The sequence below is a fragment of the Sphingobacterium sp. LZ11T8 genome, assembly GCF_024261425.1.
Taxonomy (GTDB): domain Bacteria; phylum Bacteroidota; class Bacteroidia; order Sphingobacteriales; family Sphingobacteriaceae; genus Sphingobacterium.
Genome location: NZ_JANBZY010000006.1, coordinates 170,011 through 186,502 on the forward strand (window position 1 = coordinate 170,011; position 16,492 = coordinate 186,502).

The window sequence follows — 16,492 nt, forward strand, 5'->3', positions numbered from 1 at the left end:
ATAAATATTAACAACGTTGTGTTTAAACGAATCTTACCGTTATTTGAATTAGAAAGTTTTTCCGCTAGAATTAAACATATATTTTGAAAACCATGAAAACCTATTTTGTCTTCATTATATCAACTTTATCGATACTACCTTCCATCTTCGCTCAAGAAATTAAATGGAATGGACCTTCCGTTGATTTCTCACATGGTAAATTAGTAGTAGATTCTAGCCGGAGATTTTTGGCCTTTGAAGATGGGGACCATTTTCCCTATTTTGGTGATACTGCATGGGAATTATTTCATCGACTTGATAAGAAAAGTACGGAAACGTATTTAGAAAATCGGCGACAGAAAGGATTTACGGTAATTCAAGCGGTAATTCTTGCGGAATTAGATGGATTGGTTGTTCCAAATAGTGAGGGGAATGTACCTCTTTTAGGAAGAGATCCTAGTCACCCCAACGAGAATTATTTTAAACATATTGATTGGGTTGTGGAACGTGCATGTGAAAAGGGGCTTTTTATTGGTCTGCTACCAACTTGGGGTGATAAGGTTGATAAAAAATGGGGGATAGGTCCAGAAATATTCACTGAAAAAAATGCCTTTGAATATGGGGAATTTTTGGGCCAGAGATACAAAAGTCACCCTAACATTATATGGATAATGGGAGGTGATAGGTCTGGAGGCGGGAAAAACTTTGATATTTGGTGCTCCATGGCGGAAGGTATTAAATCGATGGATAACGAACATTTAATGACCTATCACCCAATAGGTGAACGAAGTTCTGCTGAATGGTTTCATAATGAGGATTGGTTGGATTTTAATATGGTTCAGACTGGCCATGCCAAACGCACATCAGAAATTTATAGGCGTATCTTAGTGCCTGATTATCATCGCGTACCTGTAAAACCTATCATGGATGCAGAACCTCGGTATGAAAATCATCCTGTTAACTGGAACCCTAATGAATTAGGTTGGTTCGATGATGTGGATGTGAGGCAGTCGCTATACTGGTCAATATTTTCTGGTGGGTTTGGTTATACATACGGATGCCATTCGATCTGGCAAATGCGTGATGAGTCCAATGAACCCGTTGGTTTTGCAAGAAGTTTTTGGACTGACGATTTAGATCTAGAAGGGGCTTGGGATATCATCCATGCACGTAATCTCCTAGGTTCGAGAAAAGCTAACCAAATGAAACCGTTTCCAGAATTGATTCTGAATACTGATGGAGCAGATACTGATTGGACAGTTGCTTCAACGGGAAATGATTTCGCTATGGTTTATCTACCCAATGGTACGGATGTGATCTTGAATTTACCCGTACTTGATCGAATTGAGATTGAGACTGTCTGGTATAACCCACGCAATGGTAATTGGCTGACTAAAAAGAAGTTGAAAGGAAATGACATTGCCAAATTCTCTGCTCCTTCAAGAGGACGTGGAAATGATTGGATTCTGGTGCTCGACTTTTAGCCTATAGATCGGCTTATAGTAGATTTAATCTTTAGGTCGTTCCAGAGGTTTATTTCTTAGAGGAAATAGGGATTATTAAGTATTTTGATAATCTTATATAATATCAGTCATTGATAAGCAGTTATTTTCACTTTAGTCTAACATTGGATACGTGTTGAACAATTTATTATGTTTTGCAAGCAGAAATATACCCAAACGAATTTCTTATTCAGGAGGTTATAGCAAATTGATAATTAACACATCCTATTAATTAGGGTAATTTGCGAAACTAATGTAAAATTTATCCAATAATCTATTGACATTTGATTTCTTAACCTCAAAAAAACCTGATAGGAAATATCCCATCAGGTTTCTTGATTTTCCTTTAAATGGTTGTATAGAGGATTTATCATAATTTACTAAAAAACGTTGAAAATTGCAATTAAAGATTTGATTTAGATAAAAATTATATCTTCATTGTCGCGAATTAAAATTATCATTTTAGTCAATTAAAAGGAGCGTCAATAGGTTGTGGTCTTAGTGGTTTTTTAAGATAGAATCTCAAATCATCAATTATAATATGAATGTTGGCGTCCTTCGGCCAAGCAGCCCAAGCAAAATTCTTTTTTCAGCCAAGTTCAGTATGGGGCAATTTAAGTTAGCCTTGGAGTAGAGCATTTTTGAGGAGTCCATAGCTAGGTGTGCTCGGCATGTACTATCGCATGATTCTACCTAACTAAGAATATATGTGTTTTTTCTTTGTGAATAAGCTGGACATTTGTGTAAGTGTAATGCAGGGAGAAAGATGAATTTTATTAATTTTCTTTATTAAAGGCCAATAAACACATATAGTTTGGAACTAGAAATCAAGAATTTTTTCAAGACCATTTGAATATGGATAAAGTTAGGGGAGAAGAAAGCCTACATGACCTAAGTGCAATAAAAAGCTCAGCAATAAAATCACTGAGCCACCTGAGATTAAAAACCTATGAGAGGTTTGCATATTGCAAAAGTTAAGTTAAGGATAATAATTAAAAAAACCAATAACGAAAAAGTTATTGGTTAGCCTTATTTGATCAAATGTAAAAAAATTGAACTTGTCAAATATAACAAAATTACCCAATGAACGTCCCTTTCCATTGGGTAAGATTGATAATAAAATGTATTTATGATTATACAATAAAGCTAGGAGAAATAATTTGAATAAAAAAGCCCAAAAGCAAAAGCAGTTGGGCACAAACCGATCTATTGTAGAATTAATACTTAAAGATAACAAATAAAAATAAAATTCAATAGCGGGAAATGCTATTGGGTAAAAATCTAATTTTACTATCTGTGATATTATGAGATAATCTGTAACCTGTTTTTTTTCTTGAAAAAAATCTTGGTGAAACAAAAAACCAGCGGTGATCCCTCCACTGTGAAGATTAGGTGCTGACTTTTATGAGTTACTTAAAATTACTAATTAACTTATAAATAAAACAATGCCCAATAGCGGGGGACGCCATTGGGCACAAACCAATTATTGTAGAATTAAGGAGCTTAAAGGTACCAATTATATATATCCCATGCAATAACGTTTGTTCTAGTCAGGATTGTAAATAAACCGATATGTAATATAATAATTAGGCTTGATAAAGAGATTTTAATAATTCGGCTTTGCAGAAGTTGAATATTACGTAAGAATGGTCCGTATAGGTAATTATTCAGCTGGTTGAAATATAATAATAGACTAAAAGAAAGTAAATACCGATTGTCCAATCTGGAAAATAAAAAAGACAGCCTGTTTAAATCTAATTAACCTTTATCTAAATTAAAATGTGATGAATGGCATATAGAAATGTGAATTAATATTTGGACGAATACTTTGTTGTCATTATCGAATAGTATATAGAATACGAATTTTTCTCTTTCATTCCTTCTTGAAATTTTCGACGGAAATATTAAGAACAAAATGATAGAAGAGATTTGGAGTAAATAGAATTAAAAATAAAAAGTTACCGGAAATAATCATCCAATGAAAAAAACAACCGTATCCACGGCATTGAGCTTTTAGAATATAGTAGAGGGGTCTGTTGTAAGATTAAAAATAAAAGGGATCCCTGATCAGATGTACACATAAAAATCCCAATGGATTCATCCAATTCATTGGGAATGATTATCAACAAGCTATTTTTTGGAAGACAATTTAAGAGAAGCAAAAACAATAGAGATCAAAGAGTCCAATAATATATATTGTAAATTGTGGAGGCTTCTGGACAAAACCTTAATAGAGATCAAATTAGGCAATGAAACTAAAAAAGCCCATTGAAATTTTCCCAATGGGCCAAACTAAAAAACATACTACATTTTATGATACATTAAAAGTGCATAAATTATGGAATAAATTTAAAACCAGAACATTGCGGCGGAAGATCTGGACCTAATTTATTTTAATATTCGCTTTTTAAAGCATTTTTATAAATGTATCAAATAATATGGGAAATAAATCACGGTAATGTGAATGTTGCAAATAGAAAAATCTCAACAATTGAGGTCCATTGGGTGAATTATTCAGAAATTGACCTTGAAAAGAAAAAATAATAGAGATCCATTAAATTTTAGGAAAAGAATTTCGAAGGTAAAATTGAAATAAACTGATAGAATCCAAACGGAGCAGTTATTTATGGACGCTTTGGAAAGACCCGAAACTAACAGACGGTATACACACCTTCTATGCAATGTGACGAGGTTAATTTCTAAATTTTTATCAATTTTTACCAAGTTCTGTCCATTTGTCGACAGGTTTTATAAATTACAAGAAAATTGGTCACAAATTATGAGGATTAACATAGGATTTGATTTTAATGTCCATTGGGAAATTCCTTGAATGTCATTTTTTGGCTTTTAGTCGTTATGATTATTGTTAAATCCAATATTTCTTTTCTCACGTATTTCATCTTCGAGTGAAAATTTTTCTTTAAAATTTAGGGGATACTTATTATGGATTTAATCTTACAATTAAGCAAATATTAAGCGCGTAATTATCGTTTTTATTATTTAAAATTGAATTAAATTTCATCCAAATGTTTGTCAATGGAACAAAAAAAGATAAAATAGAATTCCTTACAGAATTCTACGAGAAGAGATATGCAGAAAGAAATTTCAGGTTCAGGTCAAATGAAATAAATAGCATTTTGGATCCTAATGTTCTTGAAAATATGATCATTGAAATTTCACGGCATACAGAATTCCGAGCAATGAAATTTCGTGATAAGGAAGGCGTTTATTTTGTTATCTGTAAATTATAAAGTTAGCAAATGTGGGAAAATCCTTCCTGAACAATTTTTCCAAATTACTGAATGAATTAGAATGACGTTTGTTTCCATATCCATTTAAACTTAATAAATTGTGGTAAAGTGGAGTCACCACCATTAGCCTTGAAAATAATTATTGTTTTTTCTAGCTTCTGTTGAAAAAATTTAATTCTTATGAGGACATGGAAAGGGAAGTTTTAACTTTTGTCTTTGATCAAGAAAGCCTATGTCGATAACTATTTTGGACAAGTAGTGAAAAAATATTAATTTGGTGGCATATTAGGATGAAACAAAACCTCATTTTTGCTGCCTTTGCACTATTACTCTTTCTACTGATTTCCATTGGACTAAATGTATTTTTGATAAAAAAAACAGATCAATTGAGAAAGGAAATTGATATGAGAGACTCTCTGATGGATCAAGCATTTGAAAAATCAAAAATAATATTAGAAAACCTTAATAATACCAATCCAATATATTGAACAAGCTGAATACTAGGATAAGTTGTTTTTAAAGGATAATTTCTCTCAGGTAAATATATCTCAAATACAATTCTGTGATTTTTGATAACTAATAGGAATAATCACAGGATTCTTATTGTATATGACTTGTGTTTTGGGATATTATGGTTTATTCATAATTAATGATTGTATAAAATCCTGCAATTCAATTCAAGAAAATTACGAGCGAACATCTATTGGATAACCTATTCCCAAAAAGGTATTGGGAATATTCAAAATTTCAATTTTGAGATTAAAAAAACAGGAAAATCGGGAATATTTTATATTTGATACGAAAAAAATCATTTTCAAATTACCCTAAAAAGGAAATAAAATTAAAACAATCTGAAGAGTAAGGAATAGAATTATTTGTGCATATCAAAAATTCGCTTTCAGCAAATCAATTCAAGAGGTAAATGATGATATTTTAGGAATTTTATTAGGATTACAATTCAAAACCAATATTTAATAATACAGTGTATAGATCGCGGTCGGATAAGCAAATCCTTGAAAAATACAAAACCATTTATTCCCACATCCGTTTAATATAAGTTTTAAAATGAAACAGTGGAATCATTTTTGGTAATTTAGATCGGAAAATAAAAAAACCTAACATGAGGCTAATCCGTTAGGTTTTTTTTGATTTTCCTTTAATGGTTGTACAAAGAGAACTTAAATATAAGTAAAAACCCTGAAAATTCAAATCAGGGCTTTTAATATTTGAACAATGTTACTTTATGAACATTTAAATATAAATAAGTTTTTTCTTATTTTTTTATCAAAGTGAAACTATTATAATATGTGAATATTATTAAGTTTTTGAAATCTGGAATCATCCACGGCCATGATCCATCAATAACTTTATTCATATTCGAATGTATTAATTGTATTAAAGAAATTTAAAGACTAAAGTTTCTGTACTATGTATGAAAAAAGTTCAAATTTTATTTTGTTTGGCATACTATTTTCCTTTGATTGATCTTTCTACAATCGCTTATCATTGGTTAAGGTCTAATAGATCAATCATTTGAAGGAGATTGGAAATGAATAGGGATTAGGACCATTCTTTGCGTGTCCATCAGGTTTAAAAGAGAAAAGTATTGATTGAAGCGATTTGTAAAATTACCACTGCCACCACGGTCTAAATAGAGTTCAAAATCGAACTGAAAAGGTTTACTCATAAAATCTAAGCATATGAACAGGAAAACAAGACCTTGGGTTGAGGAGATGTTTTATATCGTTAAATTTCACATGTTATTCCTTATGTAAGTAAGAATTCAGTTCAGTGGTAATACTGATAAATTGCGAAATAAACATTATTGAATTCTGTAGCTTGCTAGATCTTGCTAATGAGGTTATACTTTTTAGAAATTTTAATCAAATTTAATCTCAAAGATTATATAATGCTTAATACCAAATTTTGCTCCCCATGAGTTTATATCTTTTCCGTGTTTATCCACTTCACAGTACATCTTTTGGCCATTTCTTTCATAGGGTAAAATATATGCAAAAGCAGGGAATGGATCACCTACTTTTATTTTCCAATCCACGCCAATGTCACGCATAGAATAATCATCAGACTGAATAGCCTCAAAATACCTTTCATTTCCTTGGCCTTGGAATTTAAAAAATACCTTAAGCCTTCCCTCCATCTTCTTTCCGGTAACTGAAAAACTGAGACTATCAGAGGCGATCCTCGGATCTCTGGTCTGCTTAGAGTTCACGATCGTATCTATATTTGTGTTAACACCATCCAAATATGTTTTTGAAATCAAGGAAAAATTTCTTCCCTTTAGCTCCTTCCCAGAGAAAACCACATTATAATGGTCAATATTTTCAAAACGCAAGAGTTCTCTCAATTCTTTATTCTTTGAACCGTACTCCGTTTTCATAATAATGTTTGAGGTTTCGGATTGGCCCAAAACCACAAAGGGATATAGAATAAATAAATGAACTAATAGATGTTTCATATAATGATTTAAGTATGGTTCGAAAATATATAGTAATTTGGTTAAAGGCAAGTATGACTGTATAATTCTTTGGTTATATTTTTGTTTAATTGCTACTTAAAGCAAAAAATAGCAGAATGTTTTTTGGCTGGCGAACAACATTTCTGCTGTAACATTATTCATCCCTAGGATAAATTCTTTCAATACATAAAACATTTAGGAGTTTTTTTCTTTCATGACCAGATTTCTTCAAATAAAAATAAAACGATATGATTTTCGGACGACGATACTTGAAATAACCACCAATTAATTAACCAAGACATTTTTTGATAAGGATATTATTTTCTATAAAACTTTGCTGTGCGGATTCACATTAAATTTAATGGTGTAATTTGGTTGGTTACTGAAAAGAGTTCCCTATCAAACGTTCCACTGAAACTTTGAATAGATATTTTAATTAATGATCAAAAATCGCTAGGTTATAAATTCAATCAGTTTTTCGGATACTGATCGAGCCGCAATAACCGCCCCCTCCATATAACCAGGATATTGGGTTGCCATTTCACTTGCTGCGAGGTACAAATTACCCTTCATATAACTGTGATGTAACAGCGGATGCCCGTTATCTTGATGCGGACGTTGGATTGTCAGATTACCAGTCAATATAAATTCATCTGACCAGACCTTATCAAAATAAGCAGTTGGGGTGAGAGCCTTTTTCCCAATCAATTCGCCTAATTGTTGTAAAACAAGCCCTTTTCTCACTTTGGGCATGTAAGCTGAAGCCCCTGTGTTTAGAAAACCCGTAAAGCCAAATCTATCCTCTTCAAAATTGGTATGGTCGTACATTTCAGTAATGATACCTGCATGGCTGTACAGCATTCCTGAATATCCCTGGTTCCGCCAAAAAGGTTGGTCATATTCCAATGTGAACTTTATTGATCCTGCCATCCAGGTTTGTACGTTGGGAAGAAGGGCCGTGAGTTCTTCAGGTAACAATGGTGAAAACATTATATTAGATACTAACTGTGGAGGAATGCACAGGATGACTTTGTCAGCCTCTATTTCTTTGCCCATATCATTTTCAAGCATCATACCTTCTCCTGTTTGTTTTATCGATCTGATCTTACAATTCAAAAAAATACGGTCTTGGGGTAGCTTAGCTTCCAAAGTATCGATCAACATTTGCGTGCCCCCGGTTAAACGGTAAGATGGTTTTTCAGCCTCGGGGATATAGAATTTCTGTGGTTGTTCAAACGATTTGGTCTGAAACAATGTTAAACCTTTTGAGAACTGTGGGTATTTTCGGAGTCCCAATTCATTTATTAAAAACAGAAGATTCGAATGCAGGTCGGAGAACCAGGTTGCGCCCAATTCCAAAGGAGTCTGTAAGGTTCCTGTGACGGTCTGTATCCTTCCGCCAAGTCTGGAAGATGCTTCCAAAATAATGAAATCTATATTCCTTTTTGTTAGCAGGTAAGCCAAAGTTAACCCACTCAATCCACCTTCTATGATAACAATACGTTGCTTTTCATTCATCTTATGGAACCGTTTTTGATTTTAACCTTCAAATTTCCATTTTTATCCCTTTGATATCAGTGGACAAATCGGAAAAATAATGGAACATATAGGAAAAAAAAGCGAATCTATATACTGGTGGATTTGGAGTATACACCAAATTTGTAAATTAGCAAAAAGGTACAGTGTTCTCAGTTGAGTGTCTATGGCAAAAGAAAAGTCGAACATAATCAATGAATATCATCTATAGGCACAAGCCTGAATGTCCACAGTTTGCTTTATATGATCTGAAGGCACATTTAATGGAAAATCAATGCCAAGTAGTAAGACCGCACATTCACAGCTTTTATCAGGTCATATGGTTTAAAAAAGGAAAAGGGAAACATTCTGTCGATTTCAAGACCTACGATGTTTTTGATAATTCGATTTTTTTCGTTGGACCCAATCAGGTGCATCACTTTGATGAAAATTACGATTATGAAGGTGTGCTATTTCATTTTAACCGGTTATTCCTGTTACAGGAACAAAGCCCATTAGATTTTTTCCTGCATTTCAATTTATTTAATAATTCCCTCCATCAATCCTCTTTAAACGTCAGTACGGGGATCGTCGATACCTTGGATAGGTATGTTTCACAGATAAAGGATGAATTGAACAATGAAGAAACATTTGGCAAGGAATTGATTTTGGGCAGCTACCTCAAATCATTCCTTATTCAGGTACAGCGCAAGAAGAACATTTTTGAACAGGGCTCTGAGGTCTGGTCTCCAACTTTCAACGACAAAAGATTGGTGCTTATGAGGTTCATCAATCTGATAGACGAAAACTATAAAAAAGGATATACCATTGCCGAGTATGCCAGTTCATTGCATATCTCTTCGAGGAGTCTGTCCGACCTCACCCACCAACAGCTCCATAAAACTCCTTCCCAAATGGTTCAGGAGCGAATTATTTTGGAAGCTCAGCGTCTATTATTGTATTCCAACTCCAATGTCAATCAGGTGGCTTACCGTTTAGGCTTTGAAGATGCCTCTTATTTTGTAAAATATTTTAAAAAATATACAGGTGTTTCACCGAAAGATTTTAGAAAGTCCATTTCTTAAAATTACCATTTGTTTTTCTATTTGCTCATTGTTTAAAAGTAGTAAATCAAAGACTTTTGTTAACCAAAATTTTACACCTATGGCAACGGCATATTTAGTGATTACACTTACGATTGTCGGTATGGATTTAGCGGGTGCAGCGGCAGTTTATTGCCTGTATAAACATCCCTTTCTAGAGACAATAAAAGGTGCTCTGTCGAAAGAACTATTATACCATATCGACGATGTGCTGCTGTTGCACGGTTTTGAGTGTGTAGAAGACGCTCAGGAATACCTGATGAGCAACCTTTTTAAAAAAAATGTGGTTACCTCCCTGAAACCATACATAAAGGGCAAGCCGAACATTAAGATTTATAGTGTATCTTAATATTTAGTACTGGAAGGAATGGTCCTTCAGGCCCTTTCGATTGTTGATTATTCATAAAGTATATAATGATGAAGACAATTAAAATGAAATGTTGATTTTTGAGTTCGGCACACAAGGCTGAATTGCTGGGAAATTTTCCATTTCAAAAAAACTATATGTGTTATCTTCACGGAGCTAGGCATTAATCCAAGTAGGCGAGGAGAAGATAAAAATGTTTCTGGGCGGCGCATGACCAGGGACCAACCGTTATTTTTTACTATCGGATTTTTAATCTTGAATAAAGGTTGTCACTTTTTTATGTTAACCAATTCACTTTTTCCAATAAGCCTGAAGACTTTGTGTTTTTATCTTGAAGTTAAATTTGAATATCTTCTTTAAAACGTAAAAGGAACTATCATTGTATGCAGTAAGTTTTAGAGAAAGGTACCAAGTATTTGGCGTTAACTGGTGGAATCAAACAGTGATTTTTAGCATTTCATTAATGGGGGATTTTATTTGCAATCAAATGTGCTTTAAATTGTTAGCAATTTTAGGATTTCCAATTACTCATTGATAAAATATCATATTTATGATAATCAATCATATTCAGCTCTAAATACTACATTTAAATAGAAGAAAAAAGCAAGAAAACATCGCAAAAATGGTAACTATTTCAAAAAGGTAAAGTAATCTTCTAATAAACCTACTTTCTGGCTCTAAATTAGCTCCCTCTTTTAACAGTGTTTCCTTAATCTTTTTTAACATTTCCTTAACCCTGGTTAAGAAATCAATAGTTGGTTTGGTACTCATGCTTTATTCCTTCCTATGACAATAAAAATGCTAGAATCATCAACATAACCGTAAAGGATATTTTGAAAAAATCAAATATGATTGATGTGAGCGGATCTTTATAATCCCCCTCTTCAATTTCATCAATATAAACCCTTTCAAATTTCTTGTAGGAAGTTTTTAATTCCTCAATTATCTTTTTCCAGTAAGATGGTTCCACAATCTATATTTAACGCAAAATTTAATTATTTTTCAAACCAAGTTACTTTAACGTCATTAATACATCCCTTTATATAAGTATTATAGCTATTACAGTATCAATTAATCGATGTTGGTTAAATTACTGTATATCTTAAAGTTATTCGGTTTAACAAATCCTGAACAATATCGGATAAAATACTCTTTTTTTTAGAATAAATTTTTAAAAATATCCCCTCGTTGTGAAATAATATTTGCTTTAGCTCAGTTAAATAATTATTTAAAGTATTTTTTAAAGCTAATAAATTTGAAAATTTGAATGTACTGCATAAATCCGTTAGGAAAATCACCACTCCAGACTATATTGAAGATACCAATGAACTCTTGAACATAACTCTCGGAAATATGTTTAGTATTTTTCTTGAATATGACACAATGGTAGTTGTGGATTCAACCTATTTTGAACTATCTCAATACTACAAAAAAAAATAGCATAATTAAATAGATATTTTCAAGGAGTTGGCTTGCATTTACCAAGCTATATTGATATAAAATATTGGAAAGAGTATCTTTCTTTTATTTGGGTTAATAAATCCCTATGGATTGGTATTTATTAAAAACCATATTTAACTCCTCCTAAAATTCTAACAGATATAATTTATCTGTACGGAAAAATGTCCTAATTCTTTTTCTTCCTTAATGCTGATTATTTCGATTTATCGGTAATAGTTAAATTCAATTTATGATTGTAAATAAAAAACAATTAAGTTTTATTTTTATTTATTGATTAAATGCTTTAAAAATTCACTTTTTTGTTTAAAAAATCTTTTTTTATTAATCAATCGTAAACATGTTCTTAATATTGTATTAATAAACCGTAATTACTTTTGCCGTTATAAATCAACCTAATAGTGTGTACTATGAAAATGAAATTATCCTTAATTGGAATCTTCTTTTTTTCGGTTAGCTTATTACAAGCACAGACTGATGATGGCATTATGCGTTTAACAGAATTCGCATATCCAGTAAAACGGGAAAATCTAACTATTCCCGATGTCAATGGCTATCAAGTATTGAAATGTGATTTTCACATGCATACGGTATTTACCGATGGTCATGTATGGCCAAATGTGAGAATTCAAGAAGCCTGGCGTGAAGGGTTGGATGCTATTTCATATACCGAGCATATGGAATATAACCCCCACAGTGCGGATGTAAAGGTAGACCACAATCGTTCGCATGACTTAGCTGTTGAACTGGCTAAGGAGAATAATATTGTTTTGGTCAAAGGAACGGAAGTGACAAGACAAACGCCTCCAGGACATTTTAACGCTTTGTTTATTCAAGATGCAAACGAATTAGTATCAGATAACAATTCCAATTTAGATCAGGAAGCAATCTACAAGGCTTACGCCCAAAAAGCATTTATTTTCTGGAATCACCCTGGATGGAAAGCTACAGCAATTCCTGGATCCTATGAATGGATTGATTTTGTAGAAAAGATGTATCAGGAGAAAAAGCTGCATGGAATTGAGGTGGTGAATGGCTTAGGTTTTCATAAGAAAGCATTGGATTGGGCTTTGGACCGTAATTTAACCATTATTGGAAATACGGATATCCATAACCTGATTGCTCATGATTATAACATCGAGAAACAGGGGGTGCATAGAACGATGACACTGGTCATGGCGAAAGATCGTACAGCTGCCGGAATCCGCGAAGCATTGGAAGCTGGTAGGACGGTAGTCTGGTCAAGTAATTACCTGTTTGGAAAGGAAGAAAATGTTAGAGATCTAGTAAAAGCATCGATTTCAGTTTCTCCAGCCTACCATGAGAAAACCAATGTAAAAACCAAGGTAAGAACCAAATATTACGAAGTTAAGAACAATAGTGATCTATATTTTGAGTTGGAATTAAAAGGAGGGACTGGCACCAAGAGATTGGTTTTATATCCAGAATCCACTCAAATCTTGACTGCCGAAGCAGGGCAATCGAATTTAACCTATGAAATAATATCAACATTTATTCGGAGCGATAAGCATTTACAATTTGACATCAATTTAAAGTAAAAAGCGAATTCTAATTTTATGAAATCTTACATACCAATATTTCTATTGGCGGGGACTGTTTTGTCCTTACCAATCCAAAGCTCGGCTTCAAAATTGAGGAATGAGTTAATGAATTCAGTTGATTTTCAGCAAACTATTTCGGGGAGGGTAGTTGATGGGAGTGGAAATCCAATTGAAAGCGCGACGGTTGCTATTCAAGGCAGCAATCGTGCTACAGCGACGGATAAGAATGGTCAATTTACCTTGGAAAGTAGTAAATCCAATGTGACTTTGGTTGTCTCATTTGTCGGGTTTACCACCAAAACCCAACAGGTTTCTGGTGATTTGAACAATGTGGTTATACAGCTGGACAACAAGAACGATCTTGAAGAGATCGTAGTTGTCGGGTACGGAACCCAAAAGAAGATCAATTTGACCGGGGCCGTTTCACAGGTAACCTCAGAGGTCCTTGAAAACCGTCCTGCGGCAAGTTTAAGTAGGATGTTGCAAGGAGCACTTCCCAACTTAAACCTAAAGATGGTGGATGGAAGTCCGACGCGCGGAGCAACTTTCAATGTGCGTGGATCAACCTCGATTGGTGCTGGGGGAAGTGCATTGGTGTTGATTGATGGAGTAGAAGGAGACCCCAATATGATCAACCCGAATGATATCGAAAGTGTAACGGTATTGAAAGATGCCTCATCGGCAGCAATTTACGGATCTAGAGCCGCATTTGGGGTGGTATTGATTACCACGAAAAACCCGAAAGCCGGAAAAGCAACCGTAACCTTAAACTCTAACTTCTCCATGAATAACCGGGTGGTAGAACCAAAATTGGTGACCAATGGTTATGAATGGGCAAAGAATTTTAATGAAGCCTTCAATGCCTGGTATGATTATAAATCAACTCCAATTTCCGTAAATAACATATATCCATTTTCATTGGAATATTTGGAAGCTTTGAAAAAGCATTCCGAGAATCCAGGAGGCGAGGAAGTTGTTTTCAATAAGGCGACCAATCGTTATGAGTATTTTGGAAATACCGATTGGTACAATATGGTGTACAGGGAAAATATGCCGAGTACCGAACAGGCGCTGAGCGTATCCGGAGGGGGAGAGAAAGCTTCTTATTTTCTTTCAGGCCGATACTTTCATCAAGGAGGTTTGTTCAATTTTAATCCAGATAAGTTCAACAAGTACAATATTCGTGGAAAAGGAGATATCAAAGTTACCGATTGGTTGACTTTCCAGAACAATACAGAAATCAGCAGTTATGATTATCACTATCCTATGTTTGCTGATGGCGATGGCAATATCTGGAGGCAGTTTGAGCACCAAGGATATCCCATGGCGGTAATTTATAATCCAGATGGCACCTTTACGCATTCTGCTGCTTATACCGGAATAGCATCCTTTATTGAAGGGAACAATGCTTCAGACCTGAATAATACTGTATTGAGAAATACTGCAGGAGTGATAATCAAACCAGTTAACGGATTGACTCTTAAGGGCGATTTCACCTATTCCAGAACGTGGGAAGATGAGCAAAGAACCAATAATTATATCAACTATAGTAATTCACCGGGGGTAATAGATCGTTTTGGACGTAGCTTATTGAGACAATTGAGCGAGCGTAAAAAATATCTAGGTGGAAACTTAACGGCAAATTATACCAAGAAATTTGCAGATAAGCATGATATCAATGCCTTATTAGGTTACAACGTAGAAACTCAAACTTTAAAAAGCTTGAATTCACAACGTGATGGTATAATTTTATCGAACAAACCGGATTTCAATTTAATGGATGGCTTGAATTTTAATATTACAGGAGGTGGAAATGAATGGGCATATTTGGGTGTATTCTACCGTTTCAATTATGCCTACGATAGCAAATACCTGATTGAGTTGAACGGTCGTTATGATGGATCCTCGAAGTTCCCTGAAGACCAACGATTTGGTTTCTTCCCTTCGGTATCAGCGGGATGGGTTGTTTCCAATGAATCGTTTTTCCAAGATGCAAAACCATTGGTTAGTAATTTGAAGTTCAGAGCTTCCTATGGTTCATTAGGAAATGGAAACGTAGCACCATACCGTTATCTTGAACAGATGTCGGTGGCCAAAACCGGAGTAATCCTAGGGGGTGTTCAACCAAGTTATACTTCCATTCCAGGAGTTATTCCATCTGGATTAACCTGGGAGAGATCCACAACGTTTAATGTGGGTGCAGATTTAGGGTTCTTCGATAATGCCTTGAACTTTACTTTCGATTGGTATAACCGGATGACCTACGATATGTTTACCGTGGGTGAGCCATTGCCAAATGTTTTTGGTGCCGCTGTTCCTTATGGAAACTTTGCGGACTTATCGACAAAAGGATGGGAATTGACGGTGAATTACAATAATCAATTTGAATTGGCCGGAAAACCATTTAACTGGGGAATCAATGGATCTTTATGGGATAGCAGATCCCATATTACTCGCTTCAACAATCCAAAAAAATTATTGAACAACTACTATGTAGGTCAGGAGATTGGTGAGATTTGGGGTTATGAAACCTTAGGTTTCTTTACATCTGAGGAAGATGTTGCCAACCATGCGGATCAAAGTTTTATCCGTAACTCGAACAACAATGTTTGGTTACCTGGAGATTTGAAATTTGCAGATTTACCAAATCCGAACGGAGATGTGGATGGTGTCATAAACTCAGGCGATAATACAGTAGATAATCCAGGAGACCGTCGAATTATTGGTAATAATTCTCCGCGCTACCAATTTGGATTTACCTTATCAGGAAAATGGAATGGGATTGGATTATCGGCATTTTTCCAAGGGATTGCAAAGCGTGATTATTATTTCTCACCAGAAGCAGGATTGTTCTGGGGTCCTTACAATAGACCCTATGGATACCAGCCAACCAAAATGATGGAGGATATGTGGTCAGAAGAAAATCCAGATGCTTATTTCCCTAGATATAGAGGTTATACCGCTTTGGGTACTGACCGTTCATTGGGTGCACCTCAAACTCGTTATTTACAAGATGCTTCTTATTTACGATTAAAATCATTGACCATTGATTATAATGTGCCACAAAAATGGTTACAGAAAACTAAGTTAGCCAATGTACAAGTCTTTGCAAGTGCGCAAAACTTATTCACTTTCTCAGGATTGTTTAAACATACCGAGAATTTTGACCCAGAAGTTATAGAGAAGCCAATTGGTGAATTAACCAATGGTTCAGGGGAGGGATACGCCTATCCACAATTAAAAACAACAACTTTTGGTCTTAACTTAACATTCTAATTC

Annotated in this window: 7 protein-coding genes; 5 read left to right on the plus strand and 2 right to left on the minus strand. The window is 34.3% G+C overall.

What is annotated here, in order from left to right:
• Nucleotides 1–92 precede the first annotated feature (92 nt).
• Nucleotides 93–1,463 (plus strand): glycoside hydrolase family 140 protein, encoded by a 1,371-nt coding sequence (locus NLF99_RS14975; protein WP_093095666.1) that lies wholly within the window; start codon nt 93–95, stop codon nt 1,461–1,463.
• Between the two features lie 5,148 nt (nt 1,464–6,611).
• On the opposite strand, the gene NLF99_RS14980 is transcribed toward NLF99_RS14975, so the two are convergent.
• On the minus strand, nt 6,612–7,208 hold the full coding sequence (locus NLF99_RS14980; protein WP_254529251.1) for a hypothetical protein: 597 nt from the start codon (nt 7,206–7,208) through the stop codon (nt 6,612–6,614).
• Nucleotides 7,209–7,661: 453 nt separating this feature from the next.
• Nucleotides 7,662–8,726 carry an NAD(P)/FAD-dependent oxidoreductase gene (locus NLF99_RS14985; RefSeq protein WP_254529254.1) on the minus strand — a complete coding sequence of 355 codons (1,065 nt, stop codon included), beginning with the start codon at nt 8,724–8,726 and terminating at the stop codon, nt 7,662–7,664.
• Nucleotides 8,727–8,938: 212 nt separating this feature from the next.
• Here NLF99_RS14985 and NLF99_RS14990 point away from each other — a divergent pair, with 212 nt between their 5' ends.
• The 4 genes from NLF99_RS14990 to NLF99_RS15005 all read left to right on the plus strand — a co-directional run bounded on the left by NLF99_RS14990 (nt 8,939) and on the right by NLF99_RS15005 (nt 16,489).
• Nucleotides 8,939–9,808 carry an AraC family transcriptional regulator gene (locus NLF99_RS14990; protein WP_197700994.1) on the plus strand — a complete coding sequence of 290 codons (870 nt, stop codon included), beginning with the start codon at nt 8,939–8,941 and terminating at the stop codon, nt 9,806–9,808.
• Between the two features lie 79 nt (nt 9,809–9,887).
• A complete protein-coding gene (locus tag NLF99_RS14995) occupies nt 9,888–10,175 on the plus strand; it encodes a hypothetical protein (RefSeq protein ID WP_093095676.1) in 288 nt (95 codons plus the stop codon).
• A 1,886-nt stretch (nt 10,176–12,061) separates the two neighbouring features.
• Nucleotides 12,062–13,210, plus strand: coding sequence for an Sb-PDE family phosphodiesterase (locus NLF99_RS15000; protein ID WP_254529257.1), 1,149 nt, complete (start codon nt 12,062–12,064; stop codon nt 13,208–13,210).
• 18 nt (nt 13,211–13,228) lie between these two features.
• Nucleotides 13,229–16,489 carry a TonB-dependent receptor gene (locus NLF99_RS15005; protein ID WP_254529258.1) on the plus strand — a complete coding sequence of 1,087 codons (3,261 nt, stop codon included), beginning with the start codon at nt 13,229–13,231 and terminating at the stop codon, nt 16,487–16,489.
• Nucleotides 16,490–16,492 lie beyond the last annotated feature (3 nt).